The 16,515-nt window shown below is 69.6% G+C and carries 15 protein-coding genes and 1 pseudogene; 10 read left to right on the top strand and 6 right to left on the bottom strand.

Features of this window, described 5'->3' with window-relative positions; genetic code table 11:
* Positions 1 to 458: 458 nt before the first annotated feature.
* On the top strand, positions 459 to 1,016 hold the full coding sequence (locus SSPS47_RS04435; protein ID WP_164248903.1) for an RNA polymerase sigma factor: 558 nt from the start codon (positions 459 to 461) through the stop codon (positions 1,014 to 1,016).
* Positions 1,017 to 1,054: 38 nt separating this feature from the next.
* Positions 1,055 to 1,336 (top strand): zf-HC2 domain-containing protein, encoded by a 282-nt coding sequence (locus SSPS47_RS04430; RefSeq protein WP_164248901.1) that lies wholly within the window; start codon positions 1,055 to 1,057, stop codon positions 1,334 to 1,336.
* 87 nt (positions 1,337 to 1,423) lie between these two features.
* Here SSPS47_RS04430 and SSPS47_RS04425 read toward each other — a convergent pair whose 3' ends face one another.
* The gene (locus tag SSPS47_RS04425; protein WP_203557784.1) at positions 1,424 to 1,837 is read right to left on the bottom strand and encodes a MerR family transcriptional regulator; all 414 of its coding nucleotides are present in this window, start codon (positions 1,835 to 1,837) and stop codon (positions 1,424 to 1,426) included.
* 403 nt (positions 1,838 to 2,240) lie between these two features.
* Here SSPS47_RS04425 and SSPS47_RS04420 point away from each other — a divergent pair, with 403 nt between their 5' ends.
* A complete protein-coding gene (locus SSPS47_RS04420) occupies positions 2,241 to 3,746 on the top strand; it encodes a SulP family inorganic anion transporter (RefSeq protein ID WP_164248899.1) in 1,506 nt (501 codons plus the stop codon).
* A gap of 20 nt (positions 3,747 to 3,766) precedes the next feature.
* Here the strand turns inward: SSPS47_RS04420 and SSPS47_RS04415 are convergent.
* Positions 3,767 to 4,280 (bottom strand): annotated as a pseudogene (locus SSPS47_RS04415) (nitroreductase family deazaflavin-dependent oxidoreductase).
* 132 nt (positions 4,281 to 4,412) lie between these two features.
* Here SSPS47_RS04415 and SSPS47_RS04410 point away from each other — a divergent pair.
* From SSPS47_RS04410 to SSPS47_RS04400, 3 genes are all read left to right on the top strand, one after another.
* On the top strand, positions 4,413 to 5,066 hold the full coding sequence (locus SSPS47_RS04410) for a site-specific integrase (RefSeq protein WP_343234864.1): 654 nt from the start codon (positions 4,413 to 4,415) through the stop codon (positions 5,064 to 5,066).
* 111 nt (positions 5,067 to 5,177) lie between these two features.
* Positions 5,178 to 6,620 carry a GuaB1 family IMP dehydrogenase-related protein gene (locus SSPS47_RS04405; RefSeq protein WP_164248895.1) on the top strand — a complete coding sequence of 481 codons (1,443 nt, stop codon included), beginning with the start codon at positions 5,178 to 5,180 and terminating at the stop codon, positions 6,618 to 6,620.
* A 309-nt stretch (positions 6,621 to 6,929) separates the two neighbouring features.
* Positions 6,930 to 7,742 (top strand): RNA polymerase sigma factor SigF, encoded by an 813-nt coding sequence (locus SSPS47_RS04400; RefSeq protein ID WP_239065215.1) that lies wholly within the window; start codon positions 6,930 to 6,932, stop codon positions 7,740 to 7,742.
* A gap of 77 nt (positions 7,743 to 7,819) precedes the next feature.
* Here the strand turns inward: SSPS47_RS04400 and SSPS47_RS04395 are convergent, their stop codons facing one another.
* Positions 7,820 to 8,212 (bottom strand): ATP-binding protein, encoded by a 393-nt coding sequence (locus tag SSPS47_RS04395; RefSeq protein WP_164248893.1) that lies wholly within the window; start codon positions 8,210 to 8,212, stop codon positions 7,820 to 7,822.
* Positions 8,213 to 8,289: 77 nt separating this feature from the next.
* Complete coding sequence (locus SSPS47_RS04390; RefSeq protein ID WP_164248891.1) at positions 8,290 to 9,300, bottom strand: GDSL-type esterase/lipase family protein; 1,011 nt, start codon at positions 9,298 to 9,300, stop codon at positions 8,290 to 8,292.
* A gap of 216 nt (positions 9,301 to 9,516) precedes the next feature.
* Between SSPS47_RS04390 and SSPS47_RS04385 the strand changes: the two genes are divergently transcribed.
* Together SSPS47_RS04385 and SSPS47_RS04380 are read left to right on the top strand one after the other, a co-directional pair.
* A complete protein-coding gene (locus tag SSPS47_RS04385; protein ID WP_164248889.1) occupies positions 9,517 to 10,998 on the top strand; it encodes an amino acid permease in 1,482 nt (493 codons plus the stop codon).
* An 11-nt stretch (positions 10,999 to 11,009) separates the two neighbouring features.
* Positions 11,010 to 11,465, top strand: coding sequence for an Lrp/AsnC family transcriptional regulator (locus SSPS47_RS04380; protein ID WP_078078353.1), 456 nt, complete (start codon positions 11,010 to 11,012; stop codon positions 11,463 to 11,465).
* Positions 11,466 to 11,532: 67 nt separating this feature from the next.
* Here the strand turns inward: SSPS47_RS04380 and SSPS47_RS04375 are convergent, their stop codons facing one another.
* Entirely contained in the window at positions 11,533 to 12,123 is a 591-nt protein-coding gene (locus tag SSPS47_RS04375) for a hypothetical protein (RefSeq protein WP_164248887.1), read from the bottom strand.
* A 311-nt stretch (positions 12,124 to 12,434) separates the two neighbouring features.
* Here SSPS47_RS04375 and SSPS47_RS04370 point away from each other — a divergent pair, with 311 nt between their 5' ends.
* Together SSPS47_RS04370 and SSPS47_RS04365 are read left to right on the top strand one after the other, a co-directional pair.
* Positions 12,435 to 13,250 (top strand): carbon-nitrogen hydrolase family protein, encoded by an 816-nt coding sequence (locus tag SSPS47_RS04370; protein WP_164248886.1) that lies wholly within the window; start codon positions 12,435 to 12,437, stop codon positions 13,248 to 13,250.
* Between the two features lie 74 nt (positions 13,251 to 13,324).
* Positions 13,325 to 15,046, top strand: coding sequence for an NAD(P)/FAD-dependent oxidoreductase (locus SSPS47_RS04365; protein ID WP_164248884.1), 1,722 nt, complete (start codon positions 13,325 to 13,327; stop codon positions 15,044 to 15,046).
* A gap of 34 nt (positions 15,047 to 15,080) precedes the next feature.
* Here the strand turns inward: SSPS47_RS04365 and SSPS47_RS04360 are convergent, their stop codons facing one another.
* The gene (locus SSPS47_RS04360; protein WP_164248883.1) at positions 15,081 to 16,499 is read right to left on the bottom strand and encodes a solute carrier family 23 protein; all 1,419 of its coding nucleotides are present in this window, start codon (positions 16,497 to 16,499) and stop codon (positions 15,081 to 15,083) included.
* Positions 16,500 to 16,515 lie beyond the last annotated feature (16 nt).

Raw genomic sequence — 16,515 nt, 5'->3', positions numbered from 1 at the left:
ACGGCCGGTCCTGGCCCGGCCACCTGGGGAGGCTCTGAGCGAAGTGCCGTGCCCGGGCCGACGCGAGGGTGGGGGGTGTCCGCCGGGGATGGTGCCTGAGGGATGCCTTGATCAACCGCAGCAGTTGCACTCTGCCGCTGCAGGTCCAGCAGTCGGCGACGTGGGCGGCTACCCGTACGCGGTGTGCACCGCGGAGCTGCCCGTCGGCGTACGCTTCCACCGCGCCGCGCAGCCGTACATGCCGAAACTTCTCCCGGCACTCGGTCCACACTGGCCTCGGCCCGGAAGCGCGCTGCTTCTTCATGCAGCGGAAACCCCTTCAGCCTGGACCCGCATTCCAGGCTGCGCGCCCCGCCCAGGGCCACGGCGGCACCGGAGCGGGTCTCAGAGCACAAGAAGAAGGAAGAAGAGGGAATGCGGACCCTGACCCGAGGGGTTTCCGCCGTGTGGAAGACGAAGTGACAGCGCCGCCGGGCCCTGCGGACCCGCAGGAGCGGGCGTTCGCCGCTCACGTGCTGCCCGAGGTGGATGTGCTGCTGCGTGTGGCGATGACACTCACCGCGCAGCCGGCGGACGCCGAGGACCTCGTGCAGGAAACCTTGCTGCGCGCCTACCGGGCCATCGAGGGCTTCGACGGGAGGCACCCCCGCGCATGGCTGCTGACGATCATGCGGCGGGCCGAGATCAATCGCCACCGTCGCCGCCGTCCCCACCTTCTGGACGACCCTGACACCGACCTGGACCGGCTCAGTTCCGCGGGTCCCAGCGGATCGGCGGAAGAGGTCGTGGTGGGTGAGGCGTTCGACGACGTGGTGGACGAGGCGCTGTGTGCCCTGCCGGACAAACACCGTCAGGTGGTGCAGCTGGTGGACATCGACGGCCTCACCTACGCGGAGGCCGCCCACCTGCTGGATGTACCGGAAGGCACCGTGATGAGTCGGTTGCACCGGGCACGCAAACGGATTCGGGCGCGACTGGCCACAGCCGGACTGGCACCGAAGCGGGGTGTGATGTGAACAGGATTCCATGGCGGCGTTCAGCGGCCGAGCGCCGGATGAACTGCCTTCAGGTCGCGCGCGTGCTGCAGTCCTACCTGGACGGGGAGACGGACGAGGTAACCGCGCGCCGGGTCGCCGCGCACCTGAAGGACTGCCGCCGCTGCGGTCTGGAGGCATCGGTCTACCAGGAGATCCACAAAGCCCTGGCCCGTCGGACATCGCCGGACAGGGGGGCGATGGAGCGCTTGCACGCCTTCGGCGTATCCCTCCTCAGTGACCCTGCGACCCGGGACGACGACGCGGACCACCACACGACACCCCCGGAAAGCGACTCCTGACGCCGAACTCGCCGACTCGCCCGACCCCGCACGCCACATCGACCTTCAGGAACAAGTGCGCGGGCCGGGCGCGATGGGGCGCGTGGGTCAGGACAGGCTGATGGACGCGTCCTGCTCCAGGCGGGTGCGGAGGGTGGCGGCGAAGTCCTCGGCGCGGGAGAGCTGGACACGAAGCCTGTCCACCTGTTCGGAGGCGGCCTGTTCGTAGGTGCGTACGCGGTCCAGCAGGTTCTCTCGCTCGGCGGCGTCGAGATCGGCGCCGCTGTCGAGGCGCTCGGTGGCCTCCAGCAGGTCGCGCATCTGGTCGAGGGAGAAGCCGAGCGGCTTCATGCGGCGGATCACCATGAGGCGGGCGACGTCGGCTTCGGTGTAGAGGCGGAAGCCTCCCTGGGAGCGGGCGGAGGGGAGGACCAGACCCGTCTCCTCGTAGTGCCGGATGGTCCGAAGCGACAGATCGGTCCGCGCGGCGACTTCGCCGATCTGCATGTGCTTGTCGTCCACGCCGCACCAAGACCCTTCTTGTCCGCGCCGGGCTGCGTTCCGTGCAACCTGACCGATGTCTATCCTAACGTTAGGGTAGGGTTTCTCGTGGTGAGGGCGACCCGCGTTGCCCCGACACCGCTGTGCCGGTGCCGACGTCGCCCCCGGTGAAGATCCGATCCTTGCAGGAGAGAGCGTGCGCGAGCCCATGACGCCGACCGCCGCCCCCTGCCCGCCGTGACCCCTCGTCGCCCGATGTGAGTCGCCTGCCCGAGCTTCGGTGAAGGCCCTCGGCTCTGTCCCTCCACAGACCTCCGGTCCGCCCACGCGGGCCGCCCGCGTGGTGCCGACCTGGCTCTCCGCGTTCTCCCGCACCCCCGGCTCCACAGTGGGGCGTGCCCGGACACGACAGGTATCTGCTTCCTTGCCTTCTTCCGTACTGACCCCCGCCCCGCGTTTGCGCGGCCTGCTGCCGGACTGGCTGCACAACCCGAAAGTCTGGCGCACGGAGGTGCTGGCCGGCCTGGTGGTCGCCCTTGCGCTGATTCCCGAGGCGATCTCGTTCTCGATCATCGCCGGAGTGGACCCCGCCGTCGGCCTGTTCGCCTCGTTCACCATGGCTGTGGTCATCTCGATCGTCGGCGGGCGCCGCGCGATGATCTCCGCCGCGACCGGTGCCATCGCGCTCGTGATCGCGCCGCTGAACCGTGAACACGGCCTGGGCTACCTGATCGCCGCAGTCATCCTGGCCGGTGTCATCCAGATCACCCTCGGCGCACTGGGAGTGGCGAAGCTGATGCGGTTCGTGCCGCGCTCGGTGATGGTCGGTTTCGTCAACGCCCTCGCGATCCTGATCTTCATGGCCCAGGTTCCCGAGATGCACGACGTGCCCTGGCCCGTCTACCCGCTGATCATCGGCGGCCTCGCCCTGATGGTGTTCTTCCCCAAGGTCACCAAGGTGATCCCGGCGCCGCTCGTCTCCATCGTGATCCTGACCGTGATCACCGTGGCTGCCGGTATCGCGGTGCCGACCGTCGGTGACAAGGGCGACCTGCCGTCCTCCCTGCCCGTGCCCGGCCTGCCCGATGTGCCGTTCACCCCGGACACCCTGACGACCATCGCCCCCTACGCGCTCGCGATGGCCCTGGTGGGCCTGATGGAGTCGTTGATGACGGCCAAACTGGTCGACGACATCACCGACACCCACTCGTCCAAGACCCGTGAGTCCGTCGGCCAGGGCATCGCCAACATCGTCACGGGCTTCTTCGGCGGCATGGGCGGCTGCGCGATGATCGGCCAGACGATGATCAACGTGAAGGTCTCCGGCGCCCGCACCCGCCTGTCCACGTTTCTGGCCGGTGTGTTCTTGATGGTGCTGTGCGTCGTCTTCGGTCCGGTCGTCTCCGACATCCCCATGGCCGCACTGGTCGCCGTGATGGTGATGGTGTCGTTCGCGACCTTCGACTGGCACTCCATCGCCCCCAAGACCCTTGGGCGGATGCCCGCCGGGGAGATCGCGGTCATGGTCATCACTGTCGCCTGCGTGGTCGTCACCGACAACCTCGCCATCGGTGTCGTCGTCGGCTCCGTCACCGCCATGGTGATCTTCGCCAAGCGCGTCGCCCACCTCGCGAACGTCACCTCGGTCCTGGACCCCGACGGCGGCCATGTCGTCTACGCCGTCACCGGTGAACTGTTCTTCGCCTCGTCCAACGACCTCGTCGGCCAGTTCAACTACGCCACCGACCCCGACAGGGTCGTCATCGACCTGACCGCCGCCCACATCTGGGACGCCTCTTCCGTCGCCGCCCTGGACGCGATCGAGACCAAGTACGCCCATCGCGGCAAGACCGTCGAGATCGTCGGCCTCAACGATCCCAGCGCCGACATCCACCGCAAGCTCAGCGGCGAACTTGCGGGAAACCAGTGATCTGCTCGACGGGTGCCGTGTCACGCTGCTCCTGGCAGTCGGATTCCGGGGGCACTCTTGAGCCGTACGAAGGGGATGGAGCGACCCGCATCGCGGAACGAGGTTTCGCTGCCGTCGACTGTGAAACCCATGAGCACACAGGCGGTGTGCCGTTCGGGGGTGCCTTCGGGCGTAAAGTGCCATGATCCCGGCGCCCTCTTCCGGGGGGAGGGGGACAGCGGTGACCGCGTAGTGGCGGTTGCCGACCTGGATCACGGTTTGCGGTTCCTGGCGCAGGTTGCGGTACCAGTCGGCCTTTGGGCCGAAGCCCGAGGCGACGGTCCAGGCGCCGAGGCCCGGGTCGTAGTCCACCGCCTCGAGGACGACCCGTCGGCCGACTCCGGACACCCGGCCGACGTGGTGGAGCATCAGCAGCCGTCTTCCGAAGAGCCTCCCCAGGCCCGCGCGGAAGACGAGAAGAGGCAGGCGGGCGCCGAGGCGACGCCAACCGGTCGGTGGGTGCGGGTGGTTGTGTGCGGTGTCCTGTGGCGTCAACTGTGCCCCCGGATTCGGGAATGCCTTCTCTGCGCGTCAATGTCAATTGGGTAAAGAGCCCGCCGGACCGCCTCCCCACCCCAGACCTTTGCAAAGTCTGAGCGATACGTCCCCGACGCGAAGGCGATCGAGGTGATAGTGGCTCATATCCGAGAAGGCTGGAGAGTCGCTGTTTGGCTCATGGCTGGCTGCGGCCTTCGTCTGGGAGAGGCGCTTGGGGTGAAGCCGGACGATATTCGGGACGGCGTGCTGCGGACCCGTCAACAGGCTATTCGGATCAAGCGAGACGGGCGCTGGCGCATGAGTCTTGAGCCGCTCAAGGGACGCGAGGAGGGGGAGTGGCGCGATGTTCCGGTCGCGCGTGCAATCCACGCCGTAGTCATGGGACACCGGCAGCGCTTCGGCGTGGGAGCGGGGGGCACGCTCATGCATGCGGGCAGCGGAAATCTCGCCTACGACGTGCACTTTTGGGCCGAGTTCAAGAAGGCAGTGGTTGCGGCCGGTTACGTGGATGAAAAGGGGAAGCCGCTGTACACGCCGCACGGGCTTCGTCACTTCTTCGCCACAGAGGGCATCTCCAAGGGGATCTCCCTGGTCGAGATGTCTCGCTGGCTGGGGCACGCATCCATCCAGATCACCGCAGACATCTACGGGCACCTGTCGCCTGATGCCAGGGGTCGCCTCGTCGCAAGAATCGACGGCAGCTTCTCTTCCCCGGTCGAAGATACAGGCGCCAGTGCTGATGGTTTGGCGGATGATACACAGAAGGGGCTGCCAGTTCGCTAGGACGTGGTGGCATCGGTGATGATGGCCTAGGAGCCGCAGCCCGATCCCGTGCTGGTTCGGTGCTGACTTCCCACCCGCCCTGTGCTTATACCTGCTGGTGAGAGAGTTAGCATGCGTTTCCTCAATGATCTGAAGCCGCCGTACGACCTGACGTACGACGATGTGTTCATGGTGCCGAGCCGTTCGGCCGTCGGCTCCCGGCAGGGCGTGGACCTCGCCGCACCCGACGGCACCGGCACCACGATCCCCCTCGTCGTCGCCAACATGACGGCCATCGCGGGCCGCCGTATGGCGGAGACCGTCGCCCGGCGCGGTGGGCTCGTCGTCATCCCGCAGGACATTCCGATCGAGGTCGTCACCGAGGTCGTCTCCTGGGTCAAGACGCGCCATCTCGTGCTCGACACCCCGATCATCCTGGCGCCGACGCAGACAGTCGGTGACGCCCTGTCCCTGCTGCACAAGCGGGCGCACGGCGCGGGAGTGGTGGTCGACGCCGGTACGCGCCCCGTCGGGATCGTCACCGACCACGATCTGACCGGGGTCGACCGGTTCACCCAGCTGTCCGAGGTCATGTCCAAGGACCTGCTGCTCATCGACGCCGACATCGATCCGAGCGAGGCGTTCGACAGGCTCGACGGCGCCAACCGCAAGCTGGCCCCGGCCGTGGACCCCGACGGCAAGCTCGTCGGCATCCTGACCCGTAAGGCCGCCCTGCGCGCCACGCTCTACACCCCGGCCACCGACGCGGACGGCCGGCTCCGGATCGCCGCCGCCGTCGGGATCAACGGCGACGTCGCCGGCAAGGCCGCGCAGCTCCTCGACGCCGGGGTCGACACGCTCGTCGTCGACACCGCCCACGGCCACCAGGAGTCGATGCTCGCGGCGATCAAGGCCGTCCGGGCACTCGACCCCAAGGTGCCGGTAGTCGCGGGCAACATCGTGGCCGCCGAGGGCGTGCGCGATCTCATCGAGGCCGGCGCCGACATCATCAAGGTCGGCGTGGGTCCCGGCGCCATGTGCACGACGCGCATGATGACCGGCGTGGGCCGACCGCAGTTCTCCGCCGTGCTGGAGTGCGCCGCCGAGGCGAAGAAGTACGGCAAGCACGTCTGGGCGGACGGCGGTGTCCGGCACCCCCGCGATGTCGCGATGGCCCTGGCCGCCGGTGCCTCGAACGTCATGATCGGTTCCTGGTTCGCCGGTACGTACGAGTCGCCCGGCGACCTCCAGCAGGCCGCCGACGGACGTCTGTACAAGGAGTCCTTCGGCATGGCGTCGGCGCGCGCCGTGCGCAACCGCACCAGCGAGGAGTCGGCGTACGACCGCGCCCGCAAGGCGCTGTTCGAGGAGGGCATCTCCACTTCGCGGATGTTCCTGGACCCGTCACGGCCGGGCGTCGAGGACCTGATCGACTCGATCATCGCCGGGGTCAGGTCCGCGTGCACCTACGCCGGGGCCAACTCGCTGGAGGAGTTCGCGGAGAACTCGATCGTCGGCGTGCAGAGCGCGGCGGGCTACGCGGAGGGCAAGCCCCTCCACGCCAGCTGGAGTTAGAGATGTCACGGTTTGTCCACCCGGCTCGGAAATCTTTTCGGCCGCCCAGTCCCTGGACGCGACGGTCGTGACAGAGCCGCCTCCACCCCTCTGAACAGGCCTTTTGCTCGCCATGTGCGGGGCGTCGTCCCGGTTGTCGCGGTCGCGGCGGCCGGGACGGGCACATTCCGGTCGGAGATCGGGGGACATGACTCGATTACGTCTGGGTACACGGGCTGTGCACTGTCCAACGGAGCAGGGGAGGACACAGTGTCCATGGCGAGCACAGTCCCGACCGACAGCACGCGGTACGGAACCCACCAGGCCGATATGGCGGAACTGGGACTTCCGTATGTGGAGTGCCCGGGGGACGTGGCACCCAAGGACGCGCGGGAGATTTCGCGGCTCTTCTTCGTCCGGCTGGCAGAGCTGGAGGAAGGCACCCACGAACACCAGTACGTCCGCAACACCCTGATCGAGCTGAACCTGGCCCTGGTGCGGTACGCGGCGACGCGCTTCCGCAACCGCTCGGACCAGATGGAGGACATCGTCCAGGTCGGCACCATCGGCCTCATCAAGGCGATCGACCGCTTCGAGCTCAGCCGCGAGGTGGAGTTCGCGACGTTCGCCGTCCCGTACATCGTCGGAGAGATCAAGCGGTTCTTCCGTGACACGAGCTGGGCGGTGCATGTGCCGCGCCGGCTTCAGGAGCTGCGGATCGACCTGGCCAAGGCGACGGACGAACTGTCGCAGCGGCTGGACCGCGCCCCGACCACGGCCGAACTCGCCGAATACCTGAACCTCGACGAGAACGAGGTCATCGAAGGCGTCGTCGCGAGCAACGGCTACACCGCCGGCTCGATCGACATGCCGACCGACGACACCGCCGAGTCGTCCTCCAAGCTCTCCGACCGACTCGGCGCGCCCGACGCCCAGTTGGAGACGGCGGAGAACGTGCAGGCGCTCAAGCCGCTGATCGACGAGCTGGACGAGCGCGAGAAGTGGATCCTCCAGATGCGCTTCGGGGCCGAGATGACACAGTCGGAGATCGGGCAGGAGCTCGGCGTCTCCCAGATGCATGTGTCACGACTGCTGTCACGGATCACCGGGCGGCTGCGGGAAGGTCTGCTCGCCGTCGAGTGAGCCGAGATCACATGGACCAAGGGTGGTGGGGAAGACCCGGGACCCGGGTCTTCCCCACCACCCTTGGTGTCCGCGCGTCAGGCCCGCGCCGCCGCCGGGCGGTCCCAGACCGCCTGCACCCGCTTGCCCTCCGGCAGCGGCCGGATCTCCACGCGGCTCGCCAGCCTCTGCACCATGTGCCAGCCGAAGCCGCCACCGCCGCCGAAGTCGGGGTCGCGCGCGACGGGCGGCTGCGGGCTCGAATCGTCGATCCCCACGACCAGCGACTCCCGCCCGGCCGTGAGACGGAGCCGCCACCAGCCGGACGTGTGCCGGGCGGCGTTGGCCACCAACTCGGAGACGACCAGCAGCACCGCGTCCGGGTCGGCCCAGGGGCAGTGCTGCGTCAGGAAGTCGGCGGCGGCCCTTCGGGCGGACGCGGTGTCACGGGCCGGTGATTCCACGATCACCACATGCGCATCTTCACTCATCTCATTGCTCGCCTACCCCGTTCTCGGGCAACCATGAAGTCTCACCGCGGGGGGCTGACCGGCCGGAACAGGACGAGCTAACCGGCCGGCACCACGAATGAGGGTGCGAATCCCGTTGGGCGCAGAGCGGCCGTGACCGCCTCCGCCATGAGTACATGCCCGCTGTCGTCGGGATGCAGTCCGTCCACCAGATGCTCCGCGCGGAGCAGGTCCCGGCCCGGCAGCAGCAGAAGCCGGTCGTCGCCGGCCGCCACGCTGTCGCGCACGGCTTCCTCCATGGCCGTGCGGAGCTCCGCGAGCGTCGCCCCGAGCGCGTTGCGGGTGTGCTCGGCGGCGGGCCGCAGCACCGGCGAGAGCAGCAGCAGCGGGGTGGCGGGCTGCCCGTCCCGTACGAGGGCGAGGAACGCGCGCACCGTCTCGTAGAGCAGTGGCGCCGAATACGGGGCTCCGGACCAGCAGTTGGTGCCGAAGGCCAGGGTGAGCAGATCGGCGGGGAGCGCGGCGATCTGGGTGGCGGTGACGAGTTCGCCACGGGCGGCGCCCGCGTAACCGAGGTTGACCGTGTCGAGGCCGAGCGCACGGCCGGCGACGGCGGGCCAGGAGTGCGCGGGTCGCGTCGACCACCAGCCCTCGGTGATCGAGTCGCCGTGGACGATCCAGCGCGGGCGCGGCGGCGCCGGGGTGACGGAACCGCCGACCGGCCGCAGGCCCAGGATCACGGGCGCGTGCGACTCGGGGAGGTGAACCGTGAACGGGCCGGGGGACGCGGGCAGTTCGATACGGACCGACCGCTCCCGCGCCGGTTCCGTGAACGTCTCGCCCAGGTGGCGGTCCTCCTCCCAGAGGGAGAAGCCGTGGGCGAGTTCGGACAGCGGGTCCCCGGGCTCCGGTACACCGGCGCGGTAACGGATCTGAAGGGCGTACGCGCCGTCGGACACGAACTCCAGCCGCACACCGATCGGGAGCGCCGCGCGCTCGGCGATGTCCCACGGCAGCCGGGTCAGGTCGGCGGGGTCCGCACGCGTCACCCGGTCGCCGTCCCGCCATCCGACGCCACGCAGGAAGGGGGTGGGATCCAGCCAGCTCATCGTCCTCCTCGATCGCGATCGGTCGCGTACGGGACCCACGCGTACGGAACCCACGCGTACGGAACCCACGCGTACGGGGCCCGGCGCGTACACGCCCGATGTCATAGGTGCCCCGAAAAAGGCCCGAAATGTTCCGCCGTCCTCGCGGTCGTGGCTCGCCCGCCGGGCAGGCGGCCTTCTGGAAGGCTGACCGCAGAACCCCCGAGGGAGTCACCCTTGCTGGACAACGGCGCAGCGCCGCCCCCCGCCCCAGGACCGGAGCGCGGACGCCGGACGCTCGGTGCCAGGCTGATGTGGCGCAAACCCGTCGACGCACTCATCGCCGAGAGCGGCCACGGCGAAGGCGGATTCCTGCGCCGTTCGCTCGGCGTGTGGCAGCTGACGATGATCAGCATCGGCGCCACCCTCGGCACCGGGATCTTCGTCGTCCTCGGCGAGGCCGTTCCCAAGGCCGGACCGGCCGTCATCCTCTCGTTCGTACTCGCCGGGCTGACCGCGCTCTTCTCCGCCCTCTCGTACGCCGAACTGGCCGGCACCATCCCCGTCTCCGGCTCCTCCTACTCGTACGCCTACGCGACCATGGGCGAGCTCGTCGCCTGGATCTGCGGCTGGTGCCTGATCCTGGAGTACGGGGTGTCCGTCGCCGCGGTCGCCGTCGGCTGGGGCCAGTACCTGAACGAACTCCTCGACGGCACCGTCGGCGTGACGATCCCCGACGCGCTCTCCTCGCCGCCCGGCGACGGCGGCGTCTTCAACTTCCCCGCCCTGCTGCTCGTCCTGCTCGCCATGACCTTCCTGCTCGGCGGCGCACGCGAGTCGGCGCGCGTCAACGCGGTCATGGTCACGGTGAAGATCGCCGCCCTGCTGCTCTTCTGCGGCGTCGCCCTCCAGGGCGTCGAGGCGGGCAACTACACGCCGTTCATGCCGCTCGGGGTGGCCGGGGTCAGCGCTGCCGCGGGCTCGCTGTTCTTCTCGTACATCGGCTTCGACGCAGCGTCCACGGCCGGTGAGGAGGCCAGGAACCCGCAGCGCGACCTCCCGCGCGCCATCATGCTCTCGCTGTTCGTCGTCACCGTGCTGTACGTCCTGGTGGCGGCCGTCGCCGTCGGCGCACGCCCCTGGCGCGACTTCGCCGACTCCGAGGCGGCGCTCGCCGGTGTGCTGCGAGATGTCACCGGCAGCCACGTCTGGGCCGTACTGCTGGCCGCGGGAGCGGTCGTCGCCATCGCGAGCGTGGTTCTGACGGTCCTCTACGGGCAGACCCGGATCCTGTTCGCGATGTCCCGCGACGGCCTGGTGCCGAGGATCTTCTCCAGGATCCACCCGAGGACGGGCGCCCCGCGCGCCAACACCGTGATCGTCTCGCTCTTCTGCGGGGTGCTCGCCGCCGCCGTCCCGCTCGGCCAACTGGCCGACGCCACCAGCATCGGGACGCTCTTCGCGTTCGCCCTCGTCAATGTCTCGGTGGTCGTGCTGCGGCGGACCCGGCCCGAAATGCGGCGCGGCTTCCGCGTCCCGCTGTCGCCCGTCGTCCCCGCCATCGGGTTCGGGCTCTGTCTCCATCTGATGGCAGGCCTCGCGGAGATCACCTGGGTGGTCTTCGGAATCTGGCTGACCGCCGGCCTCGTGGTCTACTTCGGATACGGGGCGCGCCGTCCCCGGCCGTCCCCGGCACAGCCACCACCCGCAGAGAAGTGATCCCACCCGCAGTGCGACTGAACAAGCTCGACGAACGCATCGTGCACGCCCTCGCCGAGGACGCCCGCCGCTCCTTCGCGGACATCGGCTCCGAGGTCGGCCTCTCGGCGCCCGCCGTGAAACGGCGGGTCGACCGGCTGCGCGCCGAGGGCGCCATCACCGGCTTCACCGTGCGGGTGGACCCGGCGGCGCTCGGCTGGGAGACCGAGGGGTTCGTCGAGATCTACTGCCGGCACAAGACCTCGCCGGAGGACATCCGGCGTGGCCTGTCGCGCTACCCGGAGGTGGTGTCCGCGTCGACCGTCACCGGTGACGCGGACGCCGTGGTCCAGGTCTTCGCCTCCGACATGCGCCACTTCGAGCGGGTGCTCGAACAGATCGCGGGGGAGCCGTACGTGGAGCGTACGAAGTCCGTGCTGGTGCTCTCACCGCTGCTCAGGCGCTTCTCGTCGGGCGCGCCGGGCTGACGGGCCGGCCGGGTGCGGTGCCGGGGCTCCCGTCCCCTGTGCGGGAGCCCCGGCCGTCACCGACGGCTCAGAGCCGGGGCTCCCAGGGCAGCACCGTGAAGTCGCCGGTGCCCGCCTTCACCGTCTCGAACGGCGCGGAGCTGACGCACTTGGGCAGCGGACCCTGGTCGACCGGGCTGCCGGTGGAGGCCCAGCTGTAGCCGAGGCGGTCCTTGCGGCCCAGGTCGTGCACCGTGACACCGACCCGCTTGCCCTTGGCCCCCTCCAGGTCGGACTCGGTGATGACGCCGCTCACGACCGCCACCTTCCCGCCGGTCACCAGGCAGTCGACCTTCACATCGGCCGAGGCGCCGTCGCCGTTCAGATAGTGGCTGAAGCGGAAGGTGCCGGTGGCCCTGCTCGGGTCGTCCGTGTCCTCGGCGGCGAGGTGGGCGTCGAAGGTGAAGGTGATGTCGTCACCGAGCGAGCGGTGGAGCTTGGCGCTGCCGGTCAGGGCAGCCGCCTCCCGTGTCGTGCTCCGGTCGCCCGCCCCGGTGCCGTTGTCGTCCGACGCGGCGGCCGATCCGCCGGCGGCGGCGACGGCGGCGGCGATCAGCAGCGCGGTTCCCACCGCGGTGGCGCGGGTGCGGCGGCGGGACGACGGTGCGGCAAGCCTCATGGAGAACCCCTTCTGCCCAGTACCGGTTTCACCGGTACCGATGTCACTGCGGATGTCGTGCGCCCGGTGCTTCCCGGGCCTGATCACCGTCCCGCGCCGGCGCCCTCGCGGGCGTCCCGCCACGGTCCCCACCCACTCCGCCGCACGGCGGAGAACCGGATACGACCAGCGGTGCAACGAATCGCCGTACGGGGGCCCGAACACGCAACGAATGCCCCGCCCACACGCAACACAGGCGCCTTGTCGCGGCGGAAGCCGGAGCCGTACCGTCAAGGCGTCCCCCCGAACACCATGACGTCCCGAGGTCTGCCATGCCGTCTTCGCGTATCGCCCTGCTCCAGAGCTCCGGCCGGCCCGGCGACACCGTGAAGAATCTTGAGATCCTCGCGGGCGCGGCCCGCGAGGCCGCTGACGGCGGAGCGGGGCTGCTGGTCTGTCCCGAGATGTTCCTCACCGGATACGCCATCGGCCCCGACGTGTCCCGGCTGGCCGAGACCGCGGACGGTCCGTCCTCCGAGGCCGTGGCCCGTATCGCGGCCCAGCACGGCATCGCGGTCCTGTACGGCTATCCGGAGCGGTCCGGGGACGGCGCGGGCCTCCACAACTCCGCGCGGCTCGTCGGTCCGGACGGCGCCGCCCTGGCCGACTACCGCAAGACCCATCTCTTCGGCGGCTTCGAGCAGGAGTGGTTCACACCGGGCGACACCCCGGTCGTACAGGCCGAACTCGGCGGTCTGCGGGTGGGGATCATGATCTGCTACGACGTCGAGTTCCCGGAGAACGTACGCGCCCACGCGCTCGCCGGGACGGATCTGCTGCTGGTGCCCACCGCTCAGATGCACCCCTTCCAGTTCGTCGCCGAGTCCCTCGTCCCGGCGCGCGCCTTCGAGAACCAGATGTATGTGGCGTACGTGAACCGGACAGGTCCGGAGGGGGAAGGCGGGTCCGCGTTCGAGTTCGTCGGGCTGAGCTGTCTGGCCGGTCCGGACGGCACCACCCGCGCCCGCGCCGGACGCGGCGAGGAGTTGCTCCTCGGCGACGTCGATCCCGGACTGCTGCGGACCTCGCGCGCCGCCAACCCGTATCTGCGCGACCGGCGCCCCGGCCTGTACGGCTCGCTGAACTGACCGTCCCCGGCCCCGCCCCGCAATCCCCGCCGCCCCAGCCGCTCGCGCCTTTCCCCGCAAGGAGTCCGTACCCCATGACGTCCACGGTGCCCACCTCCGTCCCGCACACCGAGGACCGGCCGTCGGCCGGTCTGCCGCCGATCACCATGTTCGGTCCGGACTTCCCCTACGCGTACGACGACTTCCTCGCCCACCCCGCGGGCGTCGGCCAGATACCGGCGACCGAGCACGGCGCCGAGGTCGCGGTCATCGGCGGCGGGCTGTCCGGCATCGTCGCCGCGTACGAGCTGATGAAGATGGGCCTGCGGCCGGTCGTGTACGAGGCCGACCGGATCGGCGGGCGGCTGCGCACGGTGGGCTTCGACGGCTGCGACCCCGAACTGACCGCGGAGCTGGGCGCGATGCGCTTCCCGCCGTCGTCCACCGCGCTCCAGCACTACATCGACCTGGTGGGCCTGGTCACCGAACCGTTCCCCAACCCCCTTTCCCCCGGTACCCCTTCGACCGTCGTGGACCTCAAGGGCGAGTCGCACTACGCGCGGACGATCGACGACCTGCCGCAGGTCTACCGCGACGTGATGGCCGCCTGGAACACCTGTCTGGAGGAGGGCGCGGACTTCTCCGACATGAACCGCGCCATGCGCGAGCGCGACGTGCCGCGCATCCGGGAGATCTGGGCCCGGCTGGTGGAGAAGCTCGACAACCAGACCTTCTACGGCTTCCTCTGCGACTCCGACGCCTTCAAGTCCTTCCGGCACCGGGAGATCTTCGGCCAGGTCGGCTTCGGTACGGGCGGCTGGGACACCGACTTCCCCAACTCGATCCTGGAGATCCTGCGCGTCGTCTACTCCGAGGCCGACGACCACCACCGCGGCATCGTCGGCGGCAGCAGCCAACTGCCGCTGCGGCTCTGGGAGCGCGAACCGGCCAAGATCACGCACTGGCCGCTGGGCACCTCGCTCTCGTCCCTGCACGGCGGCGCGCCGCGCGGCGCGGTGACCCGGCTGCACCGTACGGCGGGCGACCGGATCACCGTCACCGACGCCTCCGGGGACATCCGCACCTACCGGGCCGCCGTGTTCACCGCGCAGTCCTGGCTGCTGCTGTCGAAGATCGACTGCTCGGACTCGCTCTTCCCGATCGACCACTGGACGGCGATGGAGCGCACCCACTACATGGAGTCGTCCAAGCTGTTCGTGCCGGTGGACCGGCCGTTCTGGCTGGACGAGGCCGTCGACGACAGGGGAGAGCCGACCGGCCGCGACACGATGTCGATGACGCTCACCGACCGGATGACGCGCGGCACGTACCTCCTCGACAACGGTCCCGACAAGCCGGCCGTCATCTGCCTCTCCTACACGTGGTGCGACGACAGCCTGAAGTGGCTGCCGCTGTCGGCGAACGAGCGGATGGAGGTCATGCTGAAGTCGCTCGGCGAGATCTATCCGAACGTGGACATCCGCAAGCACGTCATCGGCAGCCCGGTGACGGTGTCGTGGGAGAACGAGCCCTGTTTCATGGGTGCGTTCAAGGCGAACCTGCCGGGCCACTACCGCTACCAGCGCCGTCTGTTCACCCACTTCATGCAGGACCGGCTGCCCGCGGACAAGCGCGGGATCTTCCTCGCGGGGGACGACATCTCGTGGACGGCGGGGTGGGCGGAGGGCGCCGTACAGACCGCGCTCAACGCCGTGTGGGGTGTGATGACGCACTTCGGCGGCGCCACGGACGCGACGAATCCCGGGCCGGGCGACGTGTACGACGAGATCGCCCCGGTCGAGCTGCCGGAGGACTGAGGGGGCGGGGGCGCGGATGGCCGGGCCCCGCCCGCTACTGCTTCGAGGCGGGCCGCCGGTCTCCCTCGTCCCCGCTGTCGTACGTGGACGTGCCCGAGTCGAGCAGCGGTCCGTCAGCCTTCAGATGGGGCGGGGCGAAGGCGCGCAGCACGTGGTAGCCGGCGATGACCACGATCGAGCCGAGCGCGATGCCGCCGAGTTCGAAGCTGTCCGTGAACTTCAGCGTGACCCCGCCGACGCCGATGATGATGCCCGCCGCGGCCGGGACCAGATTCAGCGGATTGCGCAGATCCACCCCGGCGTTGATCCATATCTGTGCTCCGAGCAGACCGATCATGCCGTAGAGGATGACGGTGATACCGCCCAGCACCCCGCCGGGAACGGCGGCGACGACGGCGCCGAACTTCGGGCAGAGTCCGAAGAGCAGGGCGAAGCCGGCGGCGGCCCAGTACGCCGCCGTCGAGTACACACGCGTCGCGGCCATCACGCCGATGTTCTCGGAGTACGTGGTGTTGGGCGGCCCGCCGACGGCGGTGGAGAGCATCGACGCGGCGCCGTCGGCGGCGATCGCCGTGCCCAGCTTGCTGTCGAGGGAGTCGCCGGTCATCTCGCCGACGGCCTTCACATGCCCGGCGTTCTCCGCGATCAGCGCGATGACGACGGGCAGAGCGACCAGGATCGCCGACCACTCGAAGCTCGGCGCGTGGAAGTCCGGGAGCCCGATCCAGTCGGCCTTCCCGACCAGGGAGAGGTCCAGGCGCCAGTGGTCGACGGACTCGGCGCCGCCGGCGGGGGAGTGGATCTTGCCGATGACCTGGTCGAAGAGCCAGGAGACGCCGTACCCGAAGAGCAGACCGAGGAAGATCGCGATACGTGACCAGAAGCCGCGCAGACAGACCACGGCCAGCGCGGTGAAGACCATCACCAGCAGCGCGGTCCACTGGTCCTGCGGCCAGTACGTCTTGGCGGAGACCGGCGCCAGATTGAATCCGATGAGCATCACGACCGCGCCCGTCACGACCGGCGGCATCGCGGCGTGGATGATCCGGGCGCCGAACCGCCGTACGGCCAGGCCCGCGAGGAAGAGCGTGACGGCGACGACGAGGACCGCGCCGGTCACGGTGGCGCTGTCGCCGCCCGATGCCCGGATCGTGGCGGCGACCCCGACGAACGACAGTGAGCAGCCGAGATAGCTCGGCACCTGGCCGCGGGTGGCCAGCAGGAAGACGACCGTCGCGACACCGGACATCATGATCGCGAGGTTGGGGTCGAGGCCCATCAGGACGGGCGCGACGAACGACGCGCCGAACATCGCCACCACGTGCTGGGCGCCGAGCCCGGCCGTCCGCGGCCAGGAGAGCCGTTCATCGGGCCGTACGACGGCGCCGGGCGCGGGAGTTCGTCCGTCGCCGTGCAGGGTCCAGCGCACACCGAGCTTCGTGAGGGGCTTCATGAGGGTGGCTCCACTT

This window comes from Streptomyces sp. S4.7, from assembly GCF_010384365.1.
Classification (GTDB): domain Bacteria; phylum Actinomycetota; class Actinomycetes; order Streptomycetales; family Streptomycetaceae; genus Streptomyces.
Note: the sequence above shows the minus strand (reverse complement) of the source record. Positions and strands in the feature narration are given on the sequence as shown.

Excerpts from the sequence above, each read along its gene's own strand:
- SSPS47_RS04430 (WP_164248901.1), top strand. The coding sequence starts at position 1,055 with ATGAACTGCCTTCAGGTCGCGCGCGTGCTGCAGTCCTACCTGGACGGG.
- SSPS47_RS04405 (WP_164248895.1), top strand. The coding sequence starts at position 5,178 with ATGCGTTTCCTCAATGATCTGAAGCCGCCGTACGACCTGACGTACGAC.
- SSPS47_RS04400 (WP_239065215.1), top strand. The coding sequence starts at position 6,930 with ATGGCGGAACTGGGACTTCCGTATGTGGAGTGCCCGGGGGACGTGGCA.
- SSPS47_RS04395 (WP_164248893.1), bottom strand. The coding sequence starts at position 8,212 with ATGAGTGAAGATGCGCATGTGGTGATCGTGGAATCACCGGCCCGTGAC.
- SSPS47_RS04390 (WP_164248891.1), bottom strand. The coding sequence starts at position 9,300 with ATGAGCTGGCTGGATCCCACCCCCTTCCTGCGTGGCGTCGGATGGCGG.
- SSPS47_RS04375 (WP_164248887.1), bottom strand. The coding sequence starts at position 12,123 with ATGAGGCTTGCCGCACCGTCGTCCCGCCGCCGCACCCGCGCCACCGCG.
- SSPS47_RS04370 (WP_164248886.1), top strand. The coding sequence starts at position 12,435 with ATGCCGTCTTCGCGTATCGCCCTGCTCCAGAGCTCCGGCCGGCCCGGC.
- SSPS47_RS04365 (WP_164248884.1), top strand. The coding sequence starts at position 13,325 with ATGACGTCCACGGTGCCCACCTCCGTCCCGCACACCGAGGACCGGCCG.
- SSPS47_RS04360 (WP_164248883.1), bottom strand. The coding sequence starts at position 16,499 with ATGAAGCCCCTCACGAAGCTCGGTGTGCGCTGGACCCTGCACGGCGAC.